Origin of the sequence: Bacillus cereus group sp. Bc031, assembly GCF_027716265.1 — a bacterium.
Classification (GTDB): Bacteria; Bacillota; Bacilli; order Bacillales; family Bacillaceae_G; genus Bacillus_A; species Bacillus_A paranthracis.
In genome coordinates, this window is the sequence record NZ_JAQFUL010000008.1 from 26,331 (window position 1) to 52,813 (window position 26,483).

A 26,483-nucleotide genomic window follows, 5' to 3' on the forward strand; every position below is an offset into this window, starting at 1 on the left:
TATACATATTTTACCTTATTCTGGTCATACTACCAGCGATAAGAACTTATCGGATACAAAAAACGTTTTTTAGGAGGATTCACCATGCCTTTAGTTTCTATGAAAGAAATGCTAAACAAAGCACTAGAAGGAAAATACGCAGTTGGTCAATTCAACATGAACAACTTAGAGTGGACTCAAGCTATCTTAGCTGCTGCGGAAGAAGAAAAATCTCCTGTAATCTTAGGTGTATCTGAGGGTGCAGCTCGTCATATGACTGGTTTCAAAACAGTTGTAGCTATGGTTAAAGCTTTAATCGAAGAAATGAACATCACTGTTCCTGTAGCGATTCACCTTGACCATGGTTCAAGCTTCGAAAAATGTAAAGAAGCAATCGATGCAGGTTTCACATCTGTAATGATCGACGCTTCTCACCACCCATTCGAAGAAAACGTAGAAACTACTAAAAAAGTAGTAGAATACGCACACGCTCGTAACGTATCTGTTGAAGCTGAGCTTGGAACAGTTGGCGGACAAGAAGACGACGTAATCGCTGAAGGCGTAATTTACGCTGACCCAGCTGAGTGTAAGCACCTTGTTGAAGCAACAGGTATCGATTGCCTAGCTCCAGCTTTAGGTTCTGTACACGGTCCTTACAAAGGTGAGCCTAACTTAGGATTCGCTGAAATGGAACAAGTTCGTGACTTCACTGGCGTACCTTTAGTATTACACGGTGGTACTGGTATCCCAACTGCTGATATCGAAAAAGCTATCTCTTTAGGTACTTCAAAAATCAACGTAAACACTGAGAACCAAATTGAGTTTACAAAAGCTGTTCGTGAAGTATTAAACAAAGACCAAGAAGTTTACGATCCTCGTAAATTTATCGGACCTGGCCGCGACGCTATCAAAGCAACTGTTATTGGTAAAATTCGCGAATTCGGTTCTAACGGTAAAGCGTAAGAATAAAATTCCGTTTTGGAAACCGTCTACTCTTTTAGACGGTTTCCTTTCGTTGTATAATGAAAGCGTGAACAAGTCTAAAGATTTTATCATTTTGTTTTTGAAATAGAAAATAATGTGCATAGTCCTATTAATAAATGTGATAATGTATCTAAATTGATAAAGTAAATTCGATAAATAGTTAATCTTTATCTTTTTGTATTACAGGAGAAATGAAGATGATGGTTTCCTATTTATTGAGTGTTAGGGTGGAAAGAGTGATTGAGATTCTTAAGGGGGAGCTTTCTATAAAAATATAGAAAGTAAATACATTCACAAGAAGGGAGCTCAATATGGAAAAATTGCTAATTGAGGGCGGAAGAGCTTTAAATGGAACAATTCGTGTGAGTGGTGCAAAGAACAGCGCCGTTGCACTAATTCCAGCGACAATTTTAGCAGATACTCCAGTAACTATTGGTGGTGTCCCTAATATTTCGGACGTGAAAATGTTAGGAGACTTACTAGAGGAAATTGGAGGAAGAGTAACGTATGGACAGGAGGAAGAGATGGTAGTCGATCCTTCTAACATGGTTGCAATGCCTTTACCAAATGGAAAAGTGAAAAAATTGCGTGCTTCTTATTATTTAATGGGTGCGATGCTTGGCCGTTTTAAAAAAGCTGTTATTGGGCTTCCAGGTGGATGTCACTTAGGACCGAGGCCGATTGATCAGCACATTAAAGGATTTGAAGCGTTAGGTGCACATGTTACGAATGAACAAGGTGCTATCTATTTAAGAGCAGATGAACTACGAGGGGCACGTATTTATTTAGATGTTGTTAGTGTAGGAGCTACGATTAATATTATGCTAGCAGCTGTACGAGCGAAAGGTAGAACTGTTATTGAAAACGCAGCGAAAGAACCAGAGATTATTGATGTAGCTACATTGTTAACTAGCATGGGAGCACGCATTAAAGGTGCTGGTACAGATGTAATCCGAATTGATGGTGTGGATTCATTGCACGGTTGTCATCATACGATCATTCCAGATCGTATTGAAGCGGGTACGTATATGATTTTAGGTGCTGCGTCAGGAGGAGAAGTAACAGTTGATAATGTTATTCCTCAGCATTTGGAGTCAGTTACTGCAAAATTAAGAGAAGCTGGTGTCCAAGTTGAAACGAATGATGACCAGATTACAGTGAACGGTGATAGAAGATTAAAAGTAGTTGATATAAAAACGCTTGTATATCCAGGTTTCCCAACAGATTTACAACAGCCATTTACAACACTTTTAACAAAGGCGCATGGAACGGGTGTTGTAACGGATACGATTTATGGCGCACGTTTTAAACATATTGATGAATTACGTCGCATGAATGCGCAAATTAAAGTAGAAGGTCGGTCAGCTATCGTAACTGGTCCTGTTTTATTACAAGGTGCAAAAGTGAAAGCGAGTGATTTGCGAGCTGGAGCAGCTCTTGTTATTGCAGGATTGATGGCGGATGGAATTACAGAAGTAACCGGACTTGAGCATATTGATCGTGGCTATGAAAATATAGTAGACAAGCTTAAAGGGCTTGGTGCAAACATTTGGCGAGAACAAATGACAAAGCAAGAAATTGAAGAAATGAAGAACGCATAAGTGATACTTCCGCGAGGGGGAAGCGAAGCATCACTACTTGCGGAAGTACACTTTATAGAAAAACACGGTTCACAAAATACGGCAGAAATATAAAGACTTAAAGGAGAGGGATTATCGTGGAAAGAAGTTTATCTATGGAGTTAGTACGTGTAACAGAGGCTGCAGCTTTATCATCAGCGCGTTGGATGGGACGCGGGAAAAAGGATGAGGCAGACGGTGCAGCAACATCAGCTATGCGTGATGTATTTGATACAATTCCGATGAAAGGTACAGTTGTAATTGGTGAAGGTGAAATGGATGAAGCACCAATGCTATATATCGGAGAAAAATTAGGTACAGGATATGGTCCGCGTGTAGACGTTGCAGTTGATCCTTTAGAAGGGACAAACATTGTAGCAGCTGGTGGATGGAATGCTCTTGCTGTTATTGCAATTGCAGATCATGGTAATTTGTTACATGCTCCTGACATGTACATGGATAAAATCGCGGTTGGCCCAGAAGCAGTTGGGGCGGTCGATATTGATGCGCCTATTATCGATAACTTACGTGCAGTTGCGAAAGCGAAAAACAAAGATATTGAAGATGTTGTAGCGACAGTTTTAAACCGTCCACGTCATCAAGCAATTATTGAAGAAATTCGTAAAGCTGGTGCTCGCATTAAATTGATTAATGATGGAGACGTAGCTGGTGCAATCAACACCGCATTTGATCGTACAGGTGTAGATATTTTATTCGGCTCTGGTGGCGCGCCTGAGGGTGTGTTAGCAGCAGTTGCATTAAAATGTTTAGGTGGAGAAATTCACGGGAAATTATTACCACAAAACGAAGCTGAATTGGCGCGTTGCAAAAAGATGGGCATAGAAGACATCAACCGCATCCTTCGCATGGAGGACTTAGTAAAAGGTGACGATGCAATCTTCGCAGCAACAGGCGTAACAGACGGAGAACTACTACGCGGCGTTCAATTTAAAGGTAGCGTAGGAACAACACAATCCCTTGTTATGCGCGCAAAATCAGGCACAGTACGCTTCGTAGACGGACGTCACAGCTTAAATAAAAAACCGAACTTGGTTATTAAGTAAAAAGCGGAGGTGGCTTGCTCAGAAGGGGAAGGCATTGGAACTCCTGACGAAGAGGCGTTTTGTGCCTCGTAGGAAGAAGTGAAGCCACCGACCATTCTAGCTGCTGAAGCTGGATTAAATAAAAAGCGAAGACAAATTTTCTTGTCTTCGCTTCTTGTATTTGTGTTTCAACGTATTGATTAAAACTAGATAAAAGGGTTACAATAGTGAATATTACCCTACTTGAACTTATTGCCTTTCATTATTAATTATTTGCCTTCCGTATTTTTTCCCTTTACCCATGTGAAAAGAGAATAACGTTAAAGTGTGGTGTCTGAATGAATTTGTCAATTGCAGCATTAGAAAACATGAAATTAAAAGAGTTATACGAGCTTGCGAAAGAATTTAAAATTTCGTATTATAGCAAATTAACGAAAAAAGAGTTAATCTTCGCCATTTTAAAAGCTCGAGCAGAAAAAGAAGGTTTCTTCTTCATGGAAGGCGTATTAGAAATTATTCAATCAGAAGGATTTGGATTCCTACGTCCTATCAACTACTCTCCAAGCTCAGAAGATATTTATATCTCAGCTTCGCAAATCCGTCGTTTCGATTTACGTAATGGAGATAAGGTTTCTGGTAAAGTACGACCTCCGAAAGAAAATGAACGCTACTTTGGGTTATTACAAGTTGAAGCTGTAAACGGAGATGATCCAGAGTCAGCAAAAGAGCGTGTGCATTTCCCTGCATTAACACCATTATACCCAGATCGCCAAATGAAATTGGAAACGGAACCGAAAAAGTTACCGACACGCATCATGGATTTAATTGCACCAGTTGGATTTGGACAACGTGGTTTAATTGTCGCGCCTCCAAAGGCTGGTAAAACTAGTCTATTAAAAGAAATCGCACACAGTGTTACAACAAATCATCCGGAAGCTGAATTAATTGTCCTTTTAATTGATGAGCGTCCAGAGGAAGTAACAGATATTGAACGTTCTGTTAAAGGAGATGTTGTAAGCTCTACTTTTGATGAAGTACCAGAAAATCATATTAAAGTAGCAGAACTTGTGTTAGAACGTGCAATGCGTCTTGTAGAGCACAAAAAAGATGTTATCATTTTAATGGATAGTATTACCCGTTTAGCGCGAGCTTACAACCTTGTTATTCCGCCAAGTGGTAGAACATTATCGGGTGGTATCGACCCAGCTGCCTTCCATAGACCGAAGCGTTTCTTTGGGGCTGCACGTAATATCGAAGAAGGCGGTAGCTTAACAATTTTAGCAACAGCTCTTGTTGATACAGGATCTCGTATGGACGATGTAATTTACGAAGAATTTAAAGGAACTGGAAATATGGAACTTCATTTAGATCGTTCATTAGCTGAGCGTCGTATCTTCCCGGCAATTGATATTCGCCGTTCTGGTACACGTAAAGAGGATCTATTAATTCCGAAAGAACATTTAGACAAGCTATGGGGTATTCGTAAAACAATGCGTGATACACCAGACTTTGTTGAAGGTTTCTTACGTAAACTTCGTCAAACAAAGACAAATGAAGAATTTTTACAAAACATTGTTGCAGATTCGAAAAGATATGTAACAACGAAGTAAAGGGAAAAGATTGGGACTCGCTTATTTTATGGTAAGCGAGTTTTTTATGTTTTTTAGGTGATCTTAAAGAGAGATGAGTGGAAGGGCATTAGTTGGTTCTAGTTGGATGAGCGGCCTCCATTTTAAGATAATATCCAGCTCCAGCGGCTAGAATCTCCGGTCATTTCACTCTCTCGCTCGAAGCAAAAAGCGCTTCAAGGTCGAGAGTTCTAAATAGCCTGCGATTCTGAGAGAGCCGCTTCTGCTTTTAAATGATATCCAGTTCCGGTGGCTAGCTCTTCGCATCTAAGAACCTTCCGCCCGAAAGGTAAAAAGCACCTTTAGGTCGAAAGAACCTTAGCTGGTCAGAGCTGAGCGAGCCGCTTGCGCTTTTAAAATTAAAAAGACAAAAACAGGTAGTTGCAAAATGAAGTTAGCCTTGTTATAATTTCATCATATGTGTTTCATCAATATAGTTGTGTATGCAGCTGAAGATGAAAAACTCTGTTTCGAAAATGATTCAGGGCGGAAGGAGATGAAAAGAATGAAAGCAGGAATTCACCCAGATTACAAGAAAGTTGTATTCATGGACACAAACACAGGCTTCAAATTCTTAAGCGGATCTACTAGAGGATCTAACGAAACTGTTGAGTGGGAAGATGGTAACACTTATCCATTACTAAAAGTTGAGATCAGTTCTGATTCTCACCCATTCTACACTGGACGTCAGAAGTTTGCTACTGCAGACGGACGCGTTGACCGCTTCAATAAGAAATACGGTCTTAAGTAATAAAAACATAAAACAGGCAAGTGTATCTATTCGCTTGTCTGTTTTTTTTGCGAAAATATTATACCTTTACCCTACTTTTAATTAAAAAGTAGATGAAAGGAGAGCTTCATGTACTTAATAAATCAGAACGGTTGGATTGAAGTGATTTGCGGTAGTATGTTTTCTGGTAAATCAGAAGAGCTTATCCGCCGTGTGCGTCGTACGCAATTTGCGAAACAACATGCAATTGTATTTAAACCATGTATTGATAATCGCTATAGTGAAGAAGACGTTGTATCACATAACGGATTAAAGGTAAAAGCAGTTCCTGTTTCAGCTTCAAAAGATATATTTGAACATATCACTGAAGAAATGGATGTAATTGCAATCGATGAGGTGCAATTCTTTGATGGGGACATTGTGGAAGTGGTGCAAGTATTGGCAAATCGTGGCTATCGTGTCATTGTAGCTGGTTTAGACCAAGATTTCCGTGGTCTACCATTTGGACAAGTTCCTCAGCTGATGGCGATTGCTGAACATGTAACAAAACTACAAGCAGTATGTTCTGCATGTGGATCTCCGGCAAGTCGTACACAACGATTAATTGATGGAGAACCAGCGGCATTTGATGATCCGATTATTTTAGTTGGTGCTTCAGAATCGTATGAACCACGCTGTCGTCATTGTCATGCAGTTCCTACAAACAAAGATAAGTAAAACTCGCTGCGCAAGGCGGGTTTTTTTCAGAATAGAGAGTGTGAGTGGTGTGAGCCACTTGCGCTTTAAGTTGTGATATCTAGCTCCAGCGGCTAGAATCTCCGGCCATTTCACTCTCTCGCTTGAAGCAAAAAGCGCTTCAAGGTCGAGAGTTCCAATGGCCTGCGATTCTGAGCAAGCCGCTTACGCTTTTAAATATATCTAGTTCTGGTGGCTAGCTCTTCGCATCTAAGAACCTTCCGCCCGAAAGGTAAAAAGCACCTTTAGGTCGAAAGAACTTTAGCTGGTCAGAGCTGAACGAGCCACCGCCACTTTTAAATATATTATCTAGCTTCAGCGGCTAGAATCTCCAGCCATTTCACTCTCTCGCTTGAAGCAAAAAGCGCTTCAAGGTCGAGGGTTCCAATGGCCTGCGATTCTGAGCAAGCCGCTTACGCTTTTAAATATAATTTGCGTTTTTTTGAGTAAGTACCATATACTATTTGTATTAGATACTAGGATGTAGAGGTGAATGATGTGTTAGATCGTTTGCAAGCTGTAGAAAATCGTTATGAGAAGTTAAATGAATTACTAAGCGACCCAGCAATTATTAGTGATTCAAATAAGCTTCGTGAATATTCAAAGGAACAGTCTGATATACAGGAAACGGTAGAGGTGTATCGTGAGTATAAGGATGTTCGTGAGCAATTAAAAGATGCGAAAGCAATGTTAGAAGATAAGTTAGACGCAGAAATGCGTGAAATGGTAAAAGAAGAGGTTTCTGAGTTAGAATCACAAGAAAAAACATTATCAGAGCGTCTGAAAATTTTACTTGTACCAAAAGACCCTAACGATGATAAGAACGTTATCGTTGAGGTTCGTGGAGCTGCTGGTGGCGACGAGGCCGCTTTATTTGCTGGTGACTTATATCGTATGTATAGCCGTTATGCTGAGGTGCAAGGTTGGAAAACGGAGATTATCGAGGCTAGCTATACAGAGTTAGGTGGATATAAAGAGATTATCTTTATGATTAACGGTAAAGGTGCTTTCGCGAAGCTGAAATTCGAGAATGGCGCTCACCGTGTACAACGTGTTCCTGAAACGGAATCTGGTGGACGTATCCATACATCTACAGCAACTGTAGCTGTATTACCAGAGGCAGAAGAAGTAGAAATTGATATTCATGAGAAAGATGTTCGTGTTGATACATTCGCTTCTAGTGGACCTGGTGGACAGAGCGTTAATACAACGATGTCAGCGGTACGTTTAACGCATTTACCGACTGGTGTAGTTGTATCATGTCAGGATGAGAAATCACAAATTAAGAATAAAGAAAAAGCGATGAAAGTATTACGCGCACGTGTTTATGATAAGTTTAGACAAGAAGCACAAGCTGAGTATGATCAAAACCGTAAACAAGCTGTTGGTACGGGTGATCGTTCAGAGCGTATTCGTACGTATAACTTCCCGCAAAACCGTGTTACAGACCATCGAATCGGTTTAACGATTCAAAAGTTAGATCAAATCTTACAAGGTAAGTTAGATGATTTCATCAATGCCTTAGTAATGGAAGATCAGGCTCAAAGGATGGAGGCAGCTGAGTAATGCGTGTCTATGAAGCCCTGAAATGGGCTTCTTCTTTTTTACAGGAGAATGGACGAGATGAAAATGCGGGAGAAATTGTCCTTTGTCATGTATTAAAGACGAATAGAACAGGATTATTGATGAACATGCGTGAAGAAATAACTGCGGAACAAGAAAAAAGTTTTACAGAGTTTATCCACAAGCATGTAGAAGGTATTCCTATTCAATATATGATTGGTCATGAAATGTTTTATGGAAGATCGTTCTTTGTGAATGAAGAAGTATTAATACCAAGACCAGAAACAGAAGAGCTTATAGTAGGAGTGTTAGAAAGAATCGAGCGTCATTTTGGTGATGAGAAAATACATGTAGCAGATATTGGTACAGGTAGCGGAGCAATTTCGATTACACTTGCTTTAGAAAATAAAAATCTTCATGTGTATACGGTAGATATTGCGCAGGAGTCGATTGAAGTTGCAAAAGAAAATGCGAAAACTTTGGGCGCAGAAGTAACGTTCTATCATGGTGATTTATTATCACCATTTTATGAAACGGGTCAAAAGTTAGATGTTGTTGTTTCAAATCCTCCATATATACCGGAAGAAGATTGGCGTGGTCTTTCTCCAGTGGTGAAAGAGCATGAGCCAAAGAGAGCGCTTGTTGGCGGTGAAGACGGCTTAGATTTCTATCGCCGCTTTATGGAAGAGTTGCCGAATGTGTTGCAGAAGAAAGCAATTGTCGCATTTGAAATTGGAGTAGGGCAAGGTGAGGATGTGAAAGGGCTGTTACAACAAGCATTTCCACATGCTCATGTTGAGGTTGTTTTTGATATTAATGGAAAAGATCGTATGGTATTTGCGGAGATGGAGTAAGGTTTACACCTTACTCTATTTTTTTGTGGAAAAATTCATATAGATTTTGAATTTAATAGTTTAGAAAGATGAAAGTCTGTCCACACTGTTTGTAGAAGGGACGGTGGAGGAAATGAAAAAACAAGTTATTGCTTATCTTCTTCTATTATTAATTGGTGCACAGTTACTTGTGCAGTTTGGATATATGAAAGCTGATGCGAAAGGGCCTTCAGTTATTCCGAAAGAGGCCGTTCGATTACGGATTTTAGCAAATAGTGATTCAGATAAAGACCAGGCGTTAAAGCGCAAAGTGCGTGATGAAGTAAAAGCACAAATTGATGGATGGGTAGCTGATTTAACTTCATTTGAAGAGGCACGCAAAGTCATTCAAAGTCATATTCCAGAAATCGAAAAAACAGTAGCAAATACGTTGAAAAAAGAAGGAAGTAAAGATTCATTTCAAGTGAAATTCAGTAAAAATGTAAAGTTTCCTACAAAGGTATATGGGAATTTTATTTATCCAGCAGGGGAATATGAAGCAGTCTTAATTACAATTGGGGAAGGTGAAGGGGCAAACTGGTGGTGTGTACTATTTCCACCAATGTGTTTCTTAGATTTTTCAAGTGGTACAGCTGTAAGGAAAGAAGAACATGTTGTGAAGGCTGAATCTCCTGAAGAGGAGCAAGTGAAACAAATAGATGATGAAGAAGTAGTAAATGCAGAAGAGAAAAAAGAGGATGAGGTGAAAGAAAAGAAAGTTGTAAAGCAGGAAGTCGCAAAAAAAGTAACAGCTTCTGAAAAAAAAGTAGTAAAAAATGAAACGAAAGTAGAAGAACAACCTGCAAGTAAAGAGGAAACAAAAACTGTGGGAAAAGTGGAGAAACCTGTGGAACAAAAACAAGAAAAGCGAAATGAGTATGTAAAAGTAGAAGAGAAAGAAGAAAAGCCGGAAGTTAAGTTATTTATTGTAGAAGCTTTTACATCTTTATTCTCTAAATAGTACTATTCGTAAATCCCTTCTCATATATAAAAAAGAGGAGGGATTTATTATGAAGAAGGTATATTTTGCGACGAAAGCAGATGTGGAAAGATTGCATTCTTTTTTCGTACAAGCTAATAAAAAAGATGATAAAATAAATGAGTTGTACGCACAGTTTATGATTTTGGAAGAGGCGGAAGAAATACGGGCAGTCATTGGATATGAACAAAGTGAAGAAAACGCACTTATTCGTTCTTGTTTATTCACACCTAATGTGGATAAACAGACTTTCTTATATTTTTTTGAAATGTTTTTGCAGTATATGAAAGAAAAAAATATTCGACAATTGTACTTACTAACAAATCATCCACAATCTATAACGATCTTTCAGTTTTTTGACTTTGTTACGATAGAGAAAGAGAACGTACCAGAGGGAATTCGACAGTTAGAACACTTTTGTAAAAATATAAAAGAGCCAAATGCAATAATACTAAATTGTCAGCTATTCACAAAGTTATCCACGGATTAATTAGGTTTATCCACATTTTGTGGATAAACCTTGTTTGTCTTTTGGATAAATCTCATAGTAAACTAAAAATAGACAAGTATTTCAGGGTAGAAAAGGACGTGGGAAAAAATGCATACAAATATGTGGGTTGTGGATAATGTTGTGGAAAGAAAAAAATATTATCCACAGTTACAAGAAGCAGCAAAATTATTAAGGGAAAATGAGGCGATTGCCTTCCCTACAGAAACGGTATATGGACTAGGTGCAAACGCGATGAATGATGAAGCGATTGCGAAAATTTTTGAGGCGAAAGGAAGACCGAGTGATAATCCACTTATTGTCCACATCGGTACAAAATCGCAGTTAGATGGTATTGTGAAGGAAATTCCGCCAGTTGCAGAGAAGTTGATGGAGCATTTTTGGCCAGGTCCGTTAACAATTATTTTACCTAGAAAAGAAGGAATTTCAGAGAAGGTGACGGCAGGACTTCATACAGTTGGAGTGAGGATGCCTGATCATCCGGTAGCTCTTGCTCTTATTGAAGAGGCAAATGTACCTGTTGCAGCACCGAGTGCGAATCGTTCAGGTCGTCCAAGCCCGACGTTAGCATCTCACGTATATGAAGATTTAAATGAGAAAATCGCAGGTATTGTAGATGGTGGTGCAACAGGAGTCGGTGTTGAATCGACTGTAATTGATTGTACGAGCGCTATTCCAACGATTTTACGCCCGGGTGGGATTACGAAAGAACAATTGGAAGCGGTGATTGGCACGGTTTCTTTAGATCCAGCTCTAAAGGATGAGAAGGAAAAACCGAAATCACCTGGAATGAAGTATACACATTATGCACCGAAAGCGCCGCTCAGTATCGTTGAAGGATCACGTGAGTTTATCCAGCGCCTTGTGGATGAGAAGAAGGAAGAAGGATTCAAAGTAGGTGTATTAACGACAGAAGAGTATCACCATATATATAATGCGGATGTTGTATTATCATGTGGTGTTCGAAGTGATTTAGCTAGCGTTGCGACTAAATTATATGATGTACTTAGAACGTTTGATGCAAGTGAAGTGGATGTTATTTTTAGTGAATCGTTCCCGAATGAAGGAATAGGAAACGCGATTATGAATCGCTTAACAAAAGCGGCAGGACATCATATTATTACTGAATGATAAGGTACGATTAGCAAACAGAATATTTCTCCTCGGATAAGCATATTGTGAAGTAGCACGTCCGAGGAGGGACATGAATGACGTTTGAACAGCTAATACCTTTAATAATTATGGCATTCGCCTTAGGGATGGATGCATTTTCGGTGAGTCTTGGTATGGGAATGATGGCCTTAAAGATAAGACAGATCCTGTATATCGGTGTGACGATAGGGATATTTCATATTATTATGCCATTTATTGGGATGGTATTAGGTCGTTTTTTATCAGAGCAGTATGGAGACATTGCACATTTTGCAGGTGCTATTTTATTAATAGGACTAGGATTTTATATTGTGTATTCCTCTATTTTAGAGAATGAAGAGACTAGAACAGCCCCTATTGGAATTAGTTTATTCGTATTTGCATTTGGTGTTAGTATAGATAGTTTTTCAGTAGGGCTTAGTCTTGGTATTTACGGAGCACAGACAGTTATTACGATATTACTCTTTGGATTTATTAGTATGTTATTAGCGTGGACTGGTTTATTCATTGGTAGGCATGCGAAAGGTATGCTCGGTACATATGGTGAGATAGTAGGTGGTATCATTTTGGTTGGATTTGGATTATATCTCCTTTTTCCTATATAATTTTAGGGGGAGGGCGTTATGAACAAATTATTGGAATGGTATATTCGATTTGTAACTTTTTTTCCGAGATGGTTACGACTACTTGTTATTTGGGGTATTATTTTACAAATTTCAATTTTAGGTTGGATTAAATTAATTCGCGAATGGTAAGATAGTTCCTTTCTGTGCATAGTTTTGTTTGTACTATACTGATTGCGCTAAAAAATTAAACATATAGAAAGGATGAGATGGATGACGAGATTGAAGCAAGTTTTTGGTATTATTATTAGTTTTTTTGTTTTTTGGTTTAGTATGCTCGGTGTACAAATGTTTGCTGAGTTTTTAGATATTGAGTCATTGAAGTTTGTTGCGGGGAAAACGGAGGCAGCGCGTGCTTTTTATTCTCCATACCCGTTTTTAATTGTTTTTCTTATTACATTGCTTTCCCTTTACTTCTTCGTAATTAAGCTTGGGAAACCGAAAAAAGAGAAAGTACCTACTTTAGAGGAGCAGAAAGAAGAGATATAAGGGGGATACTATGTCTAACATTTCTTTGGCAGAAGCTGTAAAATTAAAAAGTGTATTATCGAAAAGAATACATGAATTAGAAGAAGAGATGAACCAAATTGGATTTGTTGAAATTGAAAAAGGTGATACACTTCCAGAACAGACGCGTACATTGGTACAAGTTGAACAGGAGCTAGATGAAGTTCGCGCTGATTTTCGTCTTTTAGATAAATTAATGTATGAAGCAAATATCCGAAATGAAGTGAATTTCAACGGAGAGAATATAACGATTGTTGAAGCGATAGAACTTGCAACGCAGTTACGTGCAAAAGCTCGAAAGTGTAAAGAGTTTGGCGTGAGTAAGAAAGAAGAACATGTATATTCGTACGGTGAAACATCGTCGCTTGTAAAAGTAGCTATGTTTGATCCTGAAGTATATCGTGTAAAAGGTTTAGAGTTAGAGAGACAAGCTAATAGGTTATCTAACTTAATTAATGCGAAAAACTACGCCATTGAACTAGACTTTGATGGTGAAAAATACTTTTAAACCTTGAAGTGGTGAGACTCCGCTTCAAGGCATAGAAGAAGACCACTTTTGTAAAAATGAGATTTGTGATGGCCAAAGGACAACCAATCATCCAATAACCAATCACACTGTTACTTTTTACCGATGACCAATAATGAAAAATTATTTTTCTTCTTCTATGAAAAGGGTGTACCAAATTAATTTGGTACACCCTTTTATATTATTGTTACTTCTATTCTGAACGAGCTGTTTTCGCTTTTAGTTGTTATCCAGCTCCAGCGGCTAGAATGGTCGGTGGCTTCGCGTCTTCCTGCGAGGCAAAAAGCGCCTCTACGTCAGAAGCTCCATCCTCCTCCCATTCTGAGCGAGCCGCTTCCGCTTTTAGTTGTTATCCAGCTCCAGCGGCTAGAATGGTCGGTGGCTTCGCGTCTTCCTGCGAGGCAAAAAGCGCCTCTACGTCAGAAGCTCCATCCTCCTCCCATTCTGAGCGAGCCGCTTCCGCTTTTAGTTGTTATCCAGCTCCAGCGGCTAGAATGGTCGGTGGCTTCGCGTCTTCCTGCGAGGCAAAAGGCGCCTCTACGTCAGAAGCTCCATCCTCCTCCCATTCTGAACGAGCCGCTTCCGCTTTTAGTTGTTATCCAGCTCCAGCGGCTAGAATCTCCGGTCATTTCGCTCTCTCGCTCGAAGCAAAGAACGCTTCAAGGTCGAGAGCTCCAATGCCCTGCGATTCTGAACGAGCCGCTTCCGCTTTTAGATTGGCCTCACTAATTCAAATTGTTCTCCTAGTTTTGCGTAGTTGTGTCCTGCTAGGCGGCTTACTGGTTTTAGTCCTTCGGCATGAATGCGTCCTTTTTCGTATAGGTGTTCTGCGACGTGGAAGCGAACGACGCGTCCAATTAGTAGATCGCAAGCTGCTGAGTCTTCTGTTCCGCCAAGGGGGATTGCGCGTTCTAGTACGCATTCCATTCGAATATTTGCTTCTTTTACACCTGGAACGGAGATGACATCACTTTCAATTGGTGTTAATTTTGCTAATTCAATTTCACTTTCATTTGGAGGGAGATTTGCTGCTGTTTCGTTAATTGCCGCTACATATGATTCATCAGAGATATGTACGACAAATTCTCCTTTTTCAATTGCGTTTCGGGAAGTGTCTTTTCTTTCTCCAGCTTTTCGTTGTACAGAAACTGAGATAAGTGGTGGATTTGCAGCAACAATATTGAAATAACTATATGGTGCTCCATTTAATACGCCGTCTTTTGTTACAGAAGTAACGAATGCGACAGGGCGTGGAATAATACTTCCTGTAAGTAATTTGTAATTCTCTTTTTCCGATTGTTCATTTGGATTAATGGATAACATGATTGAAATCCCCTTTCTAAATATGACGACTTATTGTTTGTTTACAAGATGTTAGTGGAAAACTCCTGCTGAAAATAATATTTTTATTACATAAAAAGAACTTACTTCAACCACAATGAAGTAAGTTCCACCTAAATAATCTCGGATTCAAGATAAAAATTATAGTAAAACGTATGCGCCAGGACCGATTAAAGCTACACCGATAGCAACAGCGATTAACATTAAGTTATATTCATATCCATTTTGAGTTACCCAGTAACCGTTTTTTCCATGAACAGTGAAGATCGCCATTAACATTGTTCCAACAATAAATAATGAACCGATTGCAGTGAAAATACCTGATGCGAATAAGAAACCACCTAATAGTTCAGTTGCACCAGCCATAAATGCCATAAATACACCAGGGCGTAAACCGATTGATTCCATCCAGCCACCTGTTCCTTTTAAACCGTAACCGCCGAACCAACCAAATAATTTTTGAGCACCATGACCCATGAATGTAATACCTATAATAAGACGAATAATAAGAAGACCGAAATCCATCATTTTTGAAAACCTCCTAAAAGTTATTAACTTACCTTACGTAAGTAATAATAAAATAGTTACTTACTTTAGTCAAGTGGATTTCGAAAAAAGTTTGAAAAAATTTTTACAAATTAACAACAAAAAATAAAATGTAGTAAAGACCTCTAGACAAGTTAGGTAAAAAAAGAGAAAATATAAGTAGAAGTTAACTTCTTATTGTTATTCAGACAATCAGAATTGACTGGAATTTTGTGAGACGCTACAATAAGAGTCTAGTAGTAATGACGTAATTTATTTCGAAAGCGTTTTTACAGTATAATATTCGAAGTATGAAGTCTTACGTTTATTCTGATCTTTAATAGAGATTGCCCTATAAACTTTTAGGTAAATTATAAGGAGGACTATCCTATGTTTAAAAAATTATTCGGTCTTGGTTCAAAAACAAATGAAGAAACAATTGTAGCTCCATTAACTGGAGCGGTGAAAAATATTGAAGAAGTACCAGATCCAGTATTCGCTGGTCGTATGATGGGTGACGGTGTTGCAATCGATCCTACTGAAGGTGTAGTTGTATCTCCAGTTGATGGCGAAATCGTACAATTATTCCACACGAAACATGCAATTGGAATTAAAGCGAAAAACGGTACAGAAATTTTAATCCACGTTGGATTAGAAACTGTAAAAATGGAAGGCGAAGGTTTTGAAGCTCACGTTTCTGAAGGACAAGCTGTAAAAGCTGGAGATAAATTAATCTCATTCGACTTAGAATTAATTCGTGAAAAAGCGAAAAGCACAATTACTCCAATCGTTATTACAAACACAGATGCAGCTGAGTCTATTAAGACAACTGTAGGTGTAACTGCTACAAAAGGTTCAACAGAGGTAATGAAAGTTACAATGAAATAATTATCACATGAAAGGAATCCGTTTCGTATGAAATGGATTCCTTATTTTGTTTTGTAGTCTGTTCCTTATATATGGTAAAATACTTTGGGCACTTGGAAATAGGGTTTCACATATATGTGGATAAGGCGCATTTTTCTTAGAAAAAATATAAGAGAAATGCGCCTTTCGTATATTCACATTTCTTTTGTTCTATTGTAATGTACGCTATGATAAAAGGAAGGAAATAGAGAAAAGGGGTGGGTTTAGATGAAACGAGTATTATTTGTTTGCACTGGAAATACATGCCGTAGTCCGATGGCTGAGGCGTTACTGCGCCATTATGGAGAAGGTAAGTTTGAAGTGCAATCTGCTGGTGTTTTCGCCTATCCTGGAAGTGATGCGTCGGTACATGCAAAGGAAGCTTTAGCTGAAAAGGGAATTGCAATCGATCATGCTTCGCAGCAGGTAAACGAATCCTTAATTGATTGGGCAGATATTGTAGTAACAATGACGGAAAACCATAAGGAACTTATCCTTGGGCATTATCCGAGTGTTGAAGGGAAAGTAGATACATTATATGGAGTAACTGAGGGGATGAGTAAGGATATTTCAGATCCGTTCGGCGGATCTCTCTCTATTTATAAAGAAACATTAGAAGAGATGGAAAAACTTGTACAAACTTTACTGAAAAAACATTCAGAAGGTTGATGTTTCGTGTATAATACGATATTGGAGATCACTTCGTCCCATTAAAGGATTAAGTGAGAATGAAGATAATGGATTGAAACTTTGGAGGGGTAAAAATGAAAGTAGTAGTAGCATCTGATCACGGCGGTATGAATATCCGTAAAGAACTTGTAAGTTTATTAGAAGAGTTAAATATTGAATATATTGATTTAGGTTGTGAATGTGAAGCTGGTTCTGTTGATTACCCTGATTTTGCGTTTCCAGCAGCGGAAATGGTAGCAAATGGCGAAGTAGATCGTGGTATTTTAGTTTGTGGGACAGGCATCGGTATGTCAATTGCTGCAAACAAAGTAAATGGTATTCGTTGTGCGTTAGTTCATGATACTTTCAGTGCGAGAGCAACGAGAGAGCATAACGATACAAACATGTTAGCAATGGGCGAGCGTGTAATTGGTGCTGGTCTAGCACGCGACATCGCAAAAATTTGGTTAACAACTGAATTTGAAGGCGGCCGTCACGAAAACCGCGTAGGAAAAATTAAAACATACGAAGCAAAGTAATAGATTCTAACTAGAAGCAGTAGGAAATATAATTTGGTGAACCAACCTGTGAAAGGAAGAGGCGTAATGACAGAAATCGTAAAGGTAAGAGAACAGCTACAAATTTCGCTTTCTGATTTCCAAGAACAAGCTTCATTACAAAGTGGTCAAATTTTTGTAGTGGGGTGTAGTACGAGCGAAGTGCTAGGAGAAAGAATTGGGACATCAGGAACGATGGAAGTAGCAGAGGCGATTTTTTCTGAGTTAAAACAATTTCAAGAACAAACAGGTATTGAGTTGGCGTTTCAATGTTGTGAGCATTTAAACCGTGCTTTAGTAGTTGAGAAAGAGTTGGCGATGAAATATCAATTTGAAATTGTAACAGTTACGCCTGTTAGATCAGCAGGTGGTGCATTAGCAACATATGCTTATCACAATTTGAAAGATCCGGTAGTAATTGAGTTTATTAAAGCAGATGCGGGAATGGATATTGGTGATACATTTATCGGTATGCATTTAAAGCACGTAGCTGTTCCGGTTCGTACTAGTGTGAAGGAAATTGGAAGTGCACATGTAACGATGGCAACAACACGTGGAAAGCTAATTGGTGGAGCACGTGCTGTTTATGCGGCGAAGGAAGAGACTATCACTTGCCGTTAAAGTTATGAATAAGGTATGTTGTCTGACTTTATTATGGAAGAAAGAAAAGACCGATTTTCGGTCTTTTTTTTCTTTTATGATATAGAAAGTCATGTTAGAATGTAGTTGAAAACATGAAGGTTCGAAAGAATTACAACCTGAATTTTCGTTTTTTCTGAATAAATAAGAAAAAACTGTTGGGAATCGATGTAATTCGTTCAGAAAAGGGGGATTTTGGTGGATCATTTAAAACGTCAAGATGAAAAGGTATTTGCTGCAATTGAGGCAGAACTAGGAAGACAGCGTTCGAAGATTGAGTTAATTGCTTCGGAAAATTTCGTAAGTGAAGCAGTAATGGAGGCGCAAGGTTCTGTTTTAACGAATAAGTATGCTGAAGGATATCCTGGGAAACGTTACTATGGTGGTTGTGAACATGTAGACGTAGTAGAAGATATCGCACGTGATCGCGTAAAAGAAATTTTCGGCGCAGAGCACGTAAATGTTCAACCGCATTCTGGTGCACAAGCGAACATGGCAGTATACTTCACGATTTTAGAGCAAGGCGATACAGTACTTGGTATGAATTTATCTCATGGTGGTCACTTAACACACGGAAGCCCTGTTAACTTCAGTGGAGTACAATATAATTTCGTAGAATATGGCGTGGATGCTGAATCTCACCGTATTAATTACGATGATGTATTAGCAAAAGCGAAAGAACATAAACCAAAATTAATCGTTGCAGGTGCAAGTGCATACCCTCGTGTTATCGATTTCAAACGATTCCGTGAGATTGCAGATGAAGTGGGCGCATACTTAATGGTTGATATGGCACATATCGCAGGTTTAGTAGCGGCTGGTTTACATCCAAATCCAGTGCCACATGCACATTTCGTTACAACAACAACACATAAAACATTACGTGGTCCACGTGGTGGTATGATTTTATGTGAAGAGCAATTTGCAAAACAAATTGATAAATCAATCTTCCCTGGTATTCAAGGTGGTCCACTTATGCACGTAATCGCTGCAAAAGCTGTTGCGTTTGGTGAGGCACTTCAAGATGATTTCAAAACATATGCACAAAATATCATTAACAATGCGAACCGCTTAGCTGAAGGTCTTCAAAAAGAAGGACTTACACTTGTTTCGGGTGGAACAGACAATCACTTAATCCTAATTGATGTTCGTAACCTAGAGATCACAGGTAAAGTAGCAGAGCACGTATTAGACGAAGTTGGTATTACAGTGAACAAAAATACAATTCCATTTGAAACAGCAAGCCCATTTGTAACAAGTGGTGTACGTATCGGTACAGCAGCTGTAACATCTCGTGGTTTCGGTTTAGAAGAAATGGATGAAATTGCGTCACTTATTGCTTACACATTAAAAAATCATGAAAATGAAGCTGCATTAGAAGAAGCACGTAAGCGTGTAGAAGCGTTAACGAGCAAATTTCCAATGTATCCAAATCTATAATAGATTGAAGAAGACTGCTGAGACATAATTGTTTTGGCAGTTTTTTTTGTGGACATATATTGTTCTTTAAGTATGTATACAAATGATGAATAAATTTTGGCGATATAATGAAGGATACAGCTCCCATAATTGGTAAAGATACTAGATAGATTCATCGTAAATCATGACTTTTCCAAATTTGCCCTTGAATATTAGTAGCGTTTTCTTTACAATCGTAAATAGTGTAAAAAAGCGTGCAAACGCATGAATATCATCTAAAGGAGAGATTCACATGGGAAAACTGTATGTATTTGATCACCCGTTAATTCAACATAAGATTACATATATTCGCGACAAGAATACAGGTACGAAAGATTTTCGTGAATTAGTGGACGAAGTAGCAAGCTTAATGGCTTTTGAAATTACTCGCGACCTTCCACTTAAAGACATTGAAATTGAGACTCCTGTAAGCAAAGCGACAACAAAAGTGATCGCTGGTAAAAAACTTGGTTTAATTCCGATTTTACGTGCAGGTTTAGGAATGGTTGATGGAATTCTGAAATTAATTCCAGCAGCAAAAGTAGGACACGTTGGCTTATACCGCGACCCTAAAACATTGCAACCGGTAGAATACTATGTGAAACTTCCAACGGATGTAGAAGAGCGTGACTTTATCGTACTAGATCCGATGCTAGCAACAGGTGGTTCTGCAGCTGAAGCAATTAACTCTCTGAAAAAGCGCGGCGCAAAACAAATTAAATTAATGTGTATCGTTGCAGCTCCAGAAGGAGTAAAAGTAGTACAAGAAGAACATCCTGATGTTGATATTTATGTAGCAGCATTAGATGAGAAATTAAATGACCACGGATATGTAGTACCAGGTCTTGGTGATGCTGGTGACCGTTTATTCGGAACGAAGTAAGACAACTGACGAGCAGGGGGATTCCTCAGCTCGTCTTTTTTTGACGTAAGCAAGTAGGGGAGGGGAGAGGATAAATATACATAGTATATACAACATAAGTTGCATACACATCACATATAATATAGAAGTCTTACGTCTAAAGAGAACTATATTATGGAAGGAAAGCGTTATATCGTAAAAATATAATAGTGACAAACTTGTGAACATTTCCTTCTATTATAAAGAGAAAACTGTTAGAAATTGCATATCTCTAACCAGTATTTAGAAGGGGAACGTTTTCATTTTTGGGAGGAAATGACTAATACTCAAATTTTTTGATTTTTTACGATTTCTCGTTGACACTGTTAATACCCTATTGTATGCTAACAACGGGGATAGATGGTAGGGCTTTCAGTGACAAAAATACATCTATTCCGTGACGAAAATGTAAACTTTTTATTTTGTATAGGATTTATGCAAAAAAATGAGTTATTATTAACACATCGTGAATGAGGGTTACATATTGGAGGGATGAATCCTTGCAAAAAAACGATCGCAGCCATATAAAAGCTTATGCTTTAATGTCAGGTATTCTTGCTCAGTTAGTCGGTTCTATTCTTGTTGGGATCTTTGGTGGGCAGTGGATTGATAATAAGGTTGGAACGTTTCCATTGTTTCTTATTATAGGGTTATTACTCGGATTAGGAACAGGGGTATACGCAATGATTCGACTCATTCGACATTACTATTCGGGAGAGCAATGATGATAGACGTACATGGACTTGTCCAAAGACAAAAGAAATATATGTACTACTTGCTTGCGCTTCTAGTGCTAGGATGGGGATTCACCTCTTACAAGGATGTATTTCTTGGACTGATTATCGGAACGATTTTCAGTTTTCTTAGTTTGCGCATCATTGCACGCAGGACAGACAAGCTGTTGGATCGCGTGACAAATGGAGAAAACGTGAAGTTTAAGGCGACAGCGGTAAGTACATATTCAAGATTCGCCACGATTGGGTTATTAATTTTATTTGCAGCCAAATATCAAGAGTTAATTGCGATGTGGGGCTTAGGTGTAGGATTGCTGACAGGATACCTTGTCATGATCATAGATTTTCTTTATTTAGAGTATAAGAGCAGGGAAGAGAGGTGAATTACTAGTGGAACACGGTAAATTAGTTGAATTTCTAGGTTTAACGTTCGATTTGTCATCAGTTATGATGGTTACTGTAGCAGCAGTTATTGTTTTCTTAATCGCTGTTATCGGAACTCGCAGCTTAGCTCTTCGCCCAACAGGAATGCAAAACTTCATGGAATGGGTGTTTGACTTCGTGAAAGGGATTATCAATAGTACGATGGACTGGAAAACAGGTGGACGTTTCTTAACGCTTGGCGTTACGCTTATCATGTTTATCATCGTATCGAACTTCCTTGGTTTACCATTCATGTATTCAGCAACTGAAGCTGGCGAACATATTGCATGGTGGAGATCACCAACGTCTGATCCAGCAGTTACATTAACATTAGCCGTGATGGTAGTTACCCTCACCCATTATTATGGAATTAAGATGAAGGGTACGAAAGAATACGTAAAAGGTTATTTCCAACCTATGAAATTCTTATTCCCATTAAAGGTTATTGAGGAGTTTGCTAACACATTAACGTTAGGTCTTCGTTTATTTGGTAACATTTATGCAGGTGAGATCTTATTAGGATTACTTGCTAAGCTGGGCGGAGCATCATTCCTTGGAGCATTAGGTGCACTTGTGCCGATGTTAGCATGGATGGGATTCAGTGTATTCGTTGGATCAATCCAAGCATTTATTTTCGTTATGTTAACGATGGTTTATATGGCTCATAAAGTAAGTCATGACCATTAATATAATTTAAGTAAGAAAAAATTTATTTTTTTATAATACAAAGGAGGACAAATTAAATGAGTTTAGGTGTAATCGCAGCTGCAATTGCAATTGGTTTATCAGCATTAGGTGCAGGTATTGGTAACGGTCTTATCGTATCACGTACAATCGAAGGTGTTGCTCGTCAACCAGAATTAAAAGGCGCACTTCAAACAATTATGTTCATCGGGGTTGCTTTAGTTGAGGCACTTCCAATCATCGGTGTAGTTATTGCATTCATCGTAATGAACAAATAAGGGAGACTCCCCTTACATAGATGGCGAAGAGTGTTTTTCCGAACTTTCTTCGCCATTGCTTTATGAACGAAACGTATGTCTTTTTTTTTTCATATGATCAATTTAGATATTTTGAAGGGAGTGAATCCTTGTGCCAACTTTATTATTAGGGGCTGCCATTCCATTTGGAACGATTGCTTATACATTGTTCATTTTCTTACTTCTATTAGTAATGCTACGCAAATTCGCGTGGGGTCCTTTAATGGGGATTATGAAAGAACGTGAAGAGCATGTTACTAATGAAATCGACGCTGCAGAAAGAAGTAACGCTGAAGCGAAGAAGTTAGTAGAAGAACAACGTGAAATGTTAAAACAATCACGTGTTGAAGCACAAGAGTTAATCGAAAGAGCGAAAAAACAAGCTGTAGATCAAAAAGATGCTATTGTTGCTGCTGCGAAAGAAGAAGCAGAATCAATTAAAGCATCTGCTGTACAAGAAATTCAACGCGAAAAAGAGCAAGCGATTGCTGCTTTACAAGAACAAGTTGCTTCTTTATCTGTTCAAATTGCTTCTAAAGTAATTGAAAAAGAATTAAAAGAAGAAGATCAAGTGAAGTTAATTCGCGATTATATTAAAGAAGTAGGAGAAGCGCGATGAGCAATGGGATTGTAGCAAAACGTTATGCTGTCGCTCTTTTTAAAATTGCTAAAGAAAAACACGTATTAGAAATGTTTGAAGAGGAATTACGCCTTGTACAAAACGTTTATATAAAGAACGGAGAACTACATAGCTTTTTAACGCAACCGAACATTTCAAAGGAACAAAAGAAAACGTTTCTTGCAAACGTATTCGGGTCTGTTTCTGAATCTATTTTAAATACGTTATATATTTTAATTGATAACAAGCGCATTGATATCTTACCTGAAATTGCAGATGAATATGTTGTTCTTGCTAATGAAGAACGTAACGTAGCGGACGCAACTGTATATTCTACTCGTCTTCTATCAGAAGAAGAGAAGCTTAACATTGCAGAAGCATTTGCAAAGAGAACAGGAAAAGATGCAATTCGCGTAAAAAATGTTGTAGATGAAGATTTACTAGGCGGCATTAAAGTACGTATTGGAAATCGCATTTATGACGGAAGTTTACAAGGAAAATTAGCACGTATTCAGCGTGAATTAATGAAGAATAGATAGGGGTGAAGCACATGAGCATCAGAGCTGAAGAAATTAGCGCACTGATAAAGCAACAAATCGAGAACTATCAGTCTGAAATCGAAGTTAGTGATGTTGGTACAGTTATCCAAGTTGGTGACGGTATCGCGCGTGCTCATGGTCTTGATAACGTTATGGCTGGTGAACTTGTAGAGTTCTCTAACGGCGTTATGGGACTAGCACAAAATTTAGAGGAAAACAACGTAGGTATTATCATTTTAGGACCTTACACAGAAATCCGTGAAGGTGACGAAGTTCGTCGTACTGGTCGCATCATGCAAGTACCAGTAGGAAAAGAACTAATTGGTCGTGTTGTAAACCCATTAGGTCAACCAGTTGATGGTTTAGGCCCAATCAATACAACAAACACTCGTCCAATCGAAAGTCCAGCACCAGGTGTAATGGATCGTAAATCTGTTCATGAGCCACTTCAAACAGGTATTAAAGCGATTGACGCTCTTGTACCAATTGGCCGTGGTCAACGTGAGTTAATCATCGGTGACCGTCAAACAGGTAAAACAGCAGTTGCACTAGATACAATCATTAACCAAAAAGATGAAGATATGATTTGTATTTACGTAGCTATCGGACAAAAAGAATCAACTGTACGTAACGTAGTAGAAACACTACGTAAGCATGGTGCATTAGAGTACACAATCGTTGTAACTGCATCTGCTTCTCAACCAGCTCCATTATTATACCTAGCTCCTTACGCTGGTGTAACAATGGGTGAAGAGTTCATGTACAATGGTAAACACGTATTAGTAGTATATGATGACTTATCAAAACAAGCAGCAGCTTACCGTGAGCTGTCATTACTATTACGTCGTCCTCCAGGTCGTGAAGCTTACCCAGGGGATGTATTCTACTTACATTCTCGCTTATTAGAGCGTGCAGCAAAATTAAGTGATGCAAAAGGCGGCGGTTCTTTAACTGCACTACCTTTCATCGAAACACAAGCAGGGGACGTATCAGCTTACATCCCAACAAACGTAATTTCAATTACGGATGGACAAATCTTCTTACAATCTGACCTATTCTTCTCTGGCGTACGTCCAGCGATCGATGCGGGTACTTCTGTATCTCGTGTAGGTGGATCTGCTCAGATTAAAGCAATGAGTAAAGTATCAGGTACACTTCGTCTTGACCTTGCATCTTACCGTGAGTTAGAAGCGTTCGCTCAGTTCGGTTCTGACCTAGATAAAGCAACTCAAGCGAAACTAAACCGTGGCGCTCGTACTGTTGAGGTATTAAAACAAGGATTACACAAACCGTTACGTGTAGAGAAACAAGTTATCATTCTTTACGCTTTAACACGTGGATTCCTAGATGATATCCCAGTAGTAGATATCACTCGTTTCGAAGAAGAATTCCATGCTTGGTTAGATTCTAATGCGACTGACTTATTAGAAGAAATCCGCACAACTAAGAAACTTGCGGATGACGACAAATTTGCAGCAGCAATTAACGGATTTAAAAAAGTATTCGTAGCTTCTGAATAATAAAAAGTGAAGCCGACTGTTTAGCCCCATCGGCTAAGAGGCGGAACTAGATTAATAAAAGCGGAAGCCGCTGGAGCTAGATAATATATAAAGGCATCTCAATTTCTGAGATTGCTGACGGTTATGTAAAGGAAAAGAGTAGGTGCACCTATTCTTTTCCTTCAATCATGAGCAAGAATATCTTGCAACGTAGATTAGGAAGAGGATTCTTACTAATCGTGCCAACTTCCGGAAAAAAGGTGGTGAAAACCTGTGGCATCTTTACGCGATATAAAAGCGAAGATTAACTCGACAAAGAAAACGAGTCAAATTACGAAAGCGATGGAGATGGTATCTGCATCTAAGTTAAACCGTGCAGAGCAAAATGCTAAATCTTTCGTTCCGTATATGGAAAAGATTCAAGAAGTAGTAGCGAGCATTGCGCAAGGAAGTAAAGGAATTAATCATCCAATGCTAAATGCGCGTCCTGTAAAGCGTACAGGATACATCGTTATTACATCTGATCGCGGACTAGCAGGTGGTTATAACAGTAACGTATTACGTACAGTAAGTAACGTAATTCGTGAACGTCATAATATGGATTCAAACCAATATTCAATTATTGTGCTTGGACGACTAGGACGTGATTATTTAAAACGTCGCGGCTTTAATATCATTGATGAAGTAGTTGGATTATCTGACCACCCATCATTTACTGATATTAAAGACCTTGCTTCTCGAGCAATTGCGATGTTCGCAGATGGTGCTTATGATGAGCTGTATATTTACTACAACCATTACGTAAGTAAAATTTCACAAGAAGTAACGGAAAATAAAATTTTACCGCTTACTGATGTGGCGTCTGATAAACCGACGACAGCTTATGAATTCGAACCTTCTGAAGAAGAAATTTTAAAAGTACTATTGCCACAATACGCAGAAAGCTTAGTGTACGGTGCATTACTAGACGGTAAAGCAAGTGAGCACGCAGCGCGTATGACAGCAATGAAGAGTGCTACAGACAACGCAATGGAAGTTATCGATTCACTTACACTTTCATTCAACCGTGCGCGTCAGGCAGCGATTACGCAAGAAATTACGGAAATCGTTGGTGGAGCAGCAGCGTTAGAATAGTAATAAAAAGCGTAGGCGGCTCTGTCAAAAGAGTCGCGTAAGCTATAAACTAATAAAAAATGAAAAGCTAGCTGCTCGTAGAAAGTTAGCTAATTAAAAGAAAGCTAGGAG

General features: G+C 38.8%; 32 protein-coding genes. 30 read left to right on the forward strand and 2 right to left on the reverse strand.

The features are described from left to right. Positions 1 to 84: 84 nt before the first annotated feature. From PDQ33_RS05090 to PDQ33_RS05160, 15 genes are all read left to right on the forward strand, one after another. Positions 85 to 942 carry a class II fructose-bisphosphate aldolase gene (locus tag PDQ33_RS05090; protein WP_001131850.1) on the forward strand — a complete coding sequence of 286 codons (858 nt, stop codon included), beginning with the start codon at positions 85 to 87 and terminating at the stop codon, positions 940 to 942. 332 nt (positions 943 to 1,274) lie between these two features. After that, the gene (murA, locus tag PDQ33_RS05095) at positions 1,275 to 2,564 is read left to right on the forward strand and encodes a UDP-N-acetylglucosamine 1-carboxyvinyltransferase (protein ID WP_000413260.1); all 1,290 of its coding nucleotides are present in this window, start codon (positions 1,275 to 1,277) and stop codon (positions 2,562 to 2,564) included. A gap of 116 nt (positions 2,565 to 2,680) precedes the next feature. After that, positions 2,681 to 3,646, forward strand: coding sequence for a class II fructose-bisphosphatase (gene glpX, locus PDQ33_RS05100; RefSeq protein ID WP_000442336.1), 966 nt, complete (start codon positions 2,681 to 2,683; stop codon positions 3,644 to 3,646). Positions 3,647 to 3,963: 317 nt separating this feature from the next. After that, complete coding sequence (gene rho, locus PDQ33_RS05105) at positions 3,964 to 5,235, forward strand: transcription termination factor Rho (protein WP_001053898.1); 1,272 nt, start codon at positions 3,964 to 3,966, stop codon at positions 5,233 to 5,235. Positions 5,236 to 5,758: 523 nt separating this feature from the next. Continuing rightward, a complete protein-coding gene (locus tag PDQ33_RS05110; RefSeq protein WP_000643437.1) occupies positions 5,759 to 6,004 on the forward strand; it encodes a type B 50S ribosomal protein L31 in 246 nt (81 codons plus the stop codon). 108 nt (positions 6,005 to 6,112) lie between these two features. Then, entirely contained in the window at positions 6,113 to 6,700 is a 588-nt protein-coding gene (locus PDQ33_RS05115; RefSeq protein ID WP_000280862.1) for a thymidine kinase, read from the forward strand. 516 nt (positions 6,701 to 7,216) lie between these two features. Further along, positions 7,217 to 8,284, forward strand: coding sequence for a peptide chain release factor 1 (gene prfA / locus PDQ33_RS05120; RefSeq protein WP_000887065.1), 1,068 nt, complete (start codon positions 7,217 to 7,219; stop codon positions 8,282 to 8,284). Then, complete coding sequence (prmC, locus tag PDQ33_RS05125; protein ID WP_001267033.1) at positions 8,284 to 9,135, forward strand: peptide chain release factor N(5)-glutamine methyltransferase; 852 nt, start codon at positions 8,284 to 8,286, stop codon at positions 9,133 to 9,135. Before prfA ends, prmC begins: the two co-directional genes overlap by 1 nt. A 112-nt stretch (positions 9,136 to 9,247) precedes the next feature. Beyond that, on the forward strand, positions 9,248 to 10,114 hold the full coding sequence (gene spoIIR / locus PDQ33_RS05130; protein WP_270754979.1) for a stage II sporulation protein R: 867 nt from the start codon (positions 9,248 to 9,250) through the stop codon (positions 10,112 to 10,114). Between the two features lie 49 nt (positions 10,115 to 10,163). Continuing rightward, positions 10,164 to 10,622, forward strand: a complete 459-nt coding sequence (locus tag PDQ33_RS05135; protein ID WP_061131878.1) for a hypothetical protein — start codon at positions 10,164 to 10,166, stop codon at positions 10,620 to 10,622. A 108-nt stretch (positions 10,623 to 10,730) separates the two neighbouring features. Beyond that, positions 10,731 to 11,771 (forward strand): L-threonylcarbamoyladenylate synthase, encoded by a 1,041-nt coding sequence (locus tag PDQ33_RS05140; RefSeq protein WP_061131877.1) that lies wholly within the window; start codon positions 10,731 to 10,733, stop codon positions 11,769 to 11,771. A 77-nt stretch (positions 11,772 to 11,848) separates the two neighbouring features. Further along, positions 11,849 to 12,397, forward strand: coding sequence for a manganese efflux pump MntP (locus PDQ33_RS05145; protein WP_000142468.1), 549 nt, complete (start codon positions 11,849 to 11,851; stop codon positions 12,395 to 12,397). 18 nt (positions 12,398 to 12,415) lie between these two features. Continuing rightward, positions 12,416 to 12,547, forward strand: a complete 132-nt coding sequence (locus PDQ33_RS05150) for a hypothetical protein (RefSeq protein ID WP_001037628.1) — start codon at positions 12,416 to 12,418, stop codon at positions 12,545 to 12,547. 81 nt (positions 12,548 to 12,628) lie between these two features. Further along, on the forward strand, positions 12,629 to 12,904 hold the full coding sequence (locus PDQ33_RS05155; RefSeq protein WP_000197474.1) for a DUF3935 domain-containing protein: 276 nt from the start codon (positions 12,629 to 12,631) through the stop codon (positions 12,902 to 12,904). 10 nt (positions 12,905 to 12,914) lie between these two features. Continuing rightward, a complete protein-coding gene (locus PDQ33_RS05160) occupies positions 12,915 to 13,430 on the forward strand; it encodes a hypothetical protein (RefSeq protein WP_061131876.1) in 516 nt (171 codons plus the stop codon). Between the two features lie 729 nt (positions 13,431 to 14,159). Here the strand turns inward: PDQ33_RS05160 and PDQ33_RS05165 are convergent. Both PDQ33_RS05165 and PDQ33_RS05170 read right to left on the reverse strand, forming a co-directional pair. Next, entirely contained in the window at positions 14,160 to 14,771 is a 612-nt protein-coding gene (locus PDQ33_RS05165) for a flavin reductase family protein (RefSeq protein ID WP_270754982.1), read from the reverse strand. A gap of 159 nt (positions 14,772 to 14,930) precedes the next feature. After that, complete coding sequence (locus PDQ33_RS05170) at positions 14,931 to 15,317, reverse strand: DoxX family protein (RefSeq protein WP_000968618.1); 387 nt, start codon at positions 15,315 to 15,317, stop codon at positions 14,931 to 14,933. A 387-nt stretch (positions 15,318 to 15,704) separates the two neighbouring features. Between PDQ33_RS05170 and PDQ33_RS05175 the strand changes: the two genes are divergently transcribed. The 15 genes from PDQ33_RS05175 (at position 15,705) to atpG (ending at position 26,372) form a co-directional block, all read left to right on the forward strand. Further along, a complete protein-coding gene (locus PDQ33_RS05175; RefSeq protein ID WP_000473666.1) occupies positions 15,705 to 16,202 on the forward strand; it encodes a PTS sugar transporter subunit IIA in 498 nt (165 codons plus the stop codon). 246 nt (positions 16,203 to 16,448) lie between these two features. Then, the gene (locus tag PDQ33_RS05180) at positions 16,449 to 16,889 is read left to right on the forward strand and encodes a low molecular weight protein arginine phosphatase (protein ID WP_061131874.1); all 441 of its coding nucleotides are present in this window, start codon (positions 16,449 to 16,451) and stop codon (positions 16,887 to 16,889) included. A gap of 95 nt (positions 16,890 to 16,984) precedes the next feature. Continuing rightward, positions 16,985 to 17,428, forward strand: coding sequence for a ribose 5-phosphate isomerase B (rpiB, locus tag PDQ33_RS05185; protein ID WP_000869919.1), 444 nt, complete (start codon positions 16,985 to 16,987; stop codon positions 17,426 to 17,428). A gap of 66 nt (positions 17,429 to 17,494) precedes the next feature. Beyond that, positions 17,495 to 18,067, forward strand: a complete 573-nt coding sequence (locus PDQ33_RS05190) for a TIGR01440 family protein (protein ID WP_000136362.1) — start codon at positions 17,495 to 17,497, stop codon at positions 18,065 to 18,067. A 216-nt stretch (positions 18,068 to 18,283) separates the two neighbouring features. Continuing rightward, on the forward strand, positions 18,284 to 19,525 hold the full coding sequence (glyA, locus tag PDQ33_RS05195) for a serine hydroxymethyltransferase (protein ID WP_000349817.1): 1,242 nt from the start codon (positions 18,284 to 18,286) through the stop codon (positions 19,523 to 19,525). A 271-nt stretch (positions 19,526 to 19,796) separates the two neighbouring features. After that, positions 19,797 to 20,426 carry a uracil phosphoribosyltransferase gene (gene upp / locus PDQ33_RS05200; RefSeq protein ID WP_000517539.1) on the forward strand — a complete coding sequence of 210 codons (630 nt, stop codon included), beginning with the start codon at positions 19,797 to 19,799 and terminating at the stop codon, positions 20,424 to 20,426. Between the two features lie 378 nt (positions 20,427 to 20,804). Continuing rightward, positions 20,805 to 20,918: a DUF4024 domain-containing protein gene (locus PDQ33_RS05205; protein ID WP_000232961.1), complete on the forward strand. Its 114-nt coding sequence runs from the start codon at positions 20,805 to 20,807 to the stop codon at positions 20,916 to 20,918. Between the two features lie 26 nt (positions 20,919 to 20,944). After that, complete coding sequence (locus PDQ33_RS05210; protein ID WP_001171223.1) at positions 20,945 to 21,169, forward strand: AtpZ/AtpI family protein; 225 nt, start codon at positions 20,945 to 20,947, stop codon at positions 21,167 to 21,169. After that, positions 21,169 to 21,561, forward strand: a complete 393-nt coding sequence (locus tag PDQ33_RS05215) for an ATP synthase subunit I (RefSeq protein WP_000567600.1) — start codon at positions 21,169 to 21,171, stop codon at positions 21,559 to 21,561. The genes PDQ33_RS05210 and PDQ33_RS05215 overlap by 1 nt, the downstream gene beginning before the upstream one ends. 7 nt (positions 21,562 to 21,568) lie before the next feature. Further along, positions 21,569 to 22,288, forward strand: coding sequence for a F0F1 ATP synthase subunit A (gene atpB, locus PDQ33_RS05220; protein WP_000399870.1), 720 nt, complete (start codon positions 21,569 to 21,571; stop codon positions 22,286 to 22,288). A gap of 56 nt (positions 22,289 to 22,344) precedes the next feature. Beyond that, entirely contained in the window at positions 22,345 to 22,563 is a 219-nt protein-coding gene (gene atpE, locus PDQ33_RS05225) for a F0F1 ATP synthase subunit C (protein ID WP_000052064.1), read from the forward strand. A 130-nt stretch (positions 22,564 to 22,693) separates the two neighbouring features. Beyond that, positions 22,694 to 23,200, forward strand: coding sequence for a F0F1 ATP synthase subunit B (gene atpF, locus PDQ33_RS05230; RefSeq protein ID WP_001142617.1), 507 nt, complete (start codon positions 22,694 to 22,696; stop codon positions 23,198 to 23,200). Continuing rightward, positions 23,197 to 23,739 carry a F0F1 ATP synthase subunit delta gene (gene atpH, locus PDQ33_RS05235; RefSeq protein WP_061131872.1) on the forward strand — a complete coding sequence of 181 codons (543 nt, stop codon included), beginning with the start codon at positions 23,197 to 23,199 and terminating at the stop codon, positions 23,737 to 23,739. Before atpF ends, atpH begins: the two co-directional genes overlap by 4 nt. A gap of 11 nt (positions 23,740 to 23,750) precedes the next feature. After that, positions 23,751 to 25,259 (forward strand): F0F1 ATP synthase subunit alpha, encoded by a 1,509-nt coding sequence (gene atpA / locus PDQ33_RS05240; RefSeq protein WP_000027518.1) that lies wholly within the window; start codon positions 23,751 to 23,753, stop codon positions 25,257 to 25,259. A gap of 252 nt (positions 25,260 to 25,511) precedes the next feature. Next, positions 25,512 to 26,372, forward strand: a complete 861-nt coding sequence (atpG, locus tag PDQ33_RS05245; protein ID WP_000157696.1) for a F0F1 ATP synthase subunit gamma — start codon at positions 25,512 to 25,514, stop codon at positions 26,370 to 26,372. Positions 26,373 to 26,483 lie beyond the last annotated feature (111 nt).

Excerpts from the sequence above, each read along its gene's own strand:
- PDQ33_RS05090 (WP_001131850.1), top strand. The coding sequence starts at position 85 with ATGCCTTTAGTTTCTATGAAAGAAATGCTAAACAAAGCACTAGAAGGA.
- murA (WP_000413260.1), top strand. The coding sequence starts at position 1,275 with ATGGAAAAATTGCTAATTGAGGGCGGAAGAGCTTTAAATGGAACAATT.
- rho (WP_001053898.1), top strand. The coding sequence starts at position 3,964 with ATGAATTTGTCAATTGCAGCATTAGAAAACATGAAATTAAAAGAGTTA.
- PDQ33_RS05110 (WP_000643437.1), top strand. The coding sequence starts at position 5,759 with ATGAAAGCAGGAATTCACCCAGATTACAAGAAAGTTGTATTCATGGAC.
- PDQ33_RS05115 (WP_000280862.1), top strand. The coding sequence starts at position 6,113 with ATGTACTTAATAAATCAGAACGGTTGGATTGAAGTGATTTGCGGTAGT.
- prmC (WP_001267033.1), top strand. The coding sequence starts at position 8,284 with ATGCGTGTCTATGAAGCCCTGAAATGGGCTTCTTCTTTTTTACAGGAG.
- spoIIR (WP_270754979.1), top strand. The coding sequence starts at position 9,248 with ATGAAAAAACAAGTTATTGCTTATCTTCTTCTATTATTAATTGGTGCA.
- PDQ33_RS05135 (WP_061131878.1), top strand. The coding sequence starts at position 10,164 with ATGAAGAAGGTATATTTTGCGACGAAAGCAGATGTGGAAAGATTGCAT.
- PDQ33_RS05140 (WP_061131877.1), top strand. The coding sequence starts at position 10,731 with ATGCATACAAATATGTGGGTTGTGGATAATGTTGTGGAAAGAAAAAAA.
- PDQ33_RS05145 (WP_000142468.1), top strand. The coding sequence starts at position 11,849 with ATGACGTTTGAACAGCTAATACCTTTAATAATTATGGCATTCGCCTTA.
- PDQ33_RS05150 (WP_001037628.1), top strand. The coding sequence starts at position 12,416 with ATGAACAAATTATTGGAATGGTATATTCGATTTGTAACTTTTTTTCCG.
- PDQ33_RS05155 (WP_000197474.1), top strand. The coding sequence starts at position 12,629 with ATGACGAGATTGAAGCAAGTTTTTGGTATTATTATTAGTTTTTTTGTT.
- PDQ33_RS05160 (WP_061131876.1), top strand. The coding sequence starts at position 12,915 with ATGTCTAACATTTCTTTGGCAGAAGCTGTAAAATTAAAAAGTGTATTA.
- PDQ33_RS05165 (WP_270754982.1), bottom strand. The coding sequence starts at position 14,771 with ATGTTATCCATTAATCCAAATGAACAATCGGAAAAAGAGAATTACAAA.
- PDQ33_RS05170 (WP_000968618.1), bottom strand. The coding sequence starts at position 15,317 with ATGATGGATTTCGGTCTTCTTATTATTCGTCTTATTATAGGTATTACA.
- PDQ33_RS05175 (WP_000473666.1), top strand. The coding sequence starts at position 15,705 with ATGTTTAAAAAATTATTCGGTCTTGGTTCAAAAACAAATGAAGAAACA.
- PDQ33_RS05180 (WP_061131874.1), top strand. The coding sequence starts at position 16,449 with ATGAAACGAGTATTATTTGTTTGCACTGGAAATACATGCCGTAGTCCG.
- rpiB (WP_000869919.1), top strand. The coding sequence starts at position 16,985 with ATGAAAGTAGTAGTAGCATCTGATCACGGCGGTATGAATATCCGTAAA.
- PDQ33_RS05190 (WP_000136362.1), top strand. The coding sequence starts at position 17,495 with ATGACAGAAATCGTAAAGGTAAGAGAACAGCTACAAATTTCGCTTTCT.
- upp (WP_000517539.1), top strand. The coding sequence starts at position 19,797 with ATGGGAAAACTGTATGTATTTGATCACCCGTTAATTCAACATAAGATT.
- PDQ33_RS05205 (WP_000232961.1), top strand. The coding sequence starts at position 20,805 with ATGGTAGGGCTTTCAGTGACAAAAATACATCTATTCCGTGACGAAAAT.
- PDQ33_RS05215 (WP_000567600.1), top strand. The coding sequence starts at position 21,169 with ATGATAGACGTACATGGACTTGTCCAAAGACAAAAGAAATATATGTAC.
- atpE (WP_000052064.1), top strand. The coding sequence starts at position 22,345 with ATGAGTTTAGGTGTAATCGCAGCTGCAATTGCAATTGGTTTATCAGCA.
- atpH (WP_061131872.1), top strand. The coding sequence starts at position 23,197 with ATGAGCAATGGGATTGTAGCAAAACGTTATGCTGTCGCTCTTTTTAAA.
- atpA (WP_000027518.1), top strand. The coding sequence starts at position 23,751 with ATGAGCATCAGAGCTGAAGAAATTAGCGCACTGATAAAGCAACAAATC.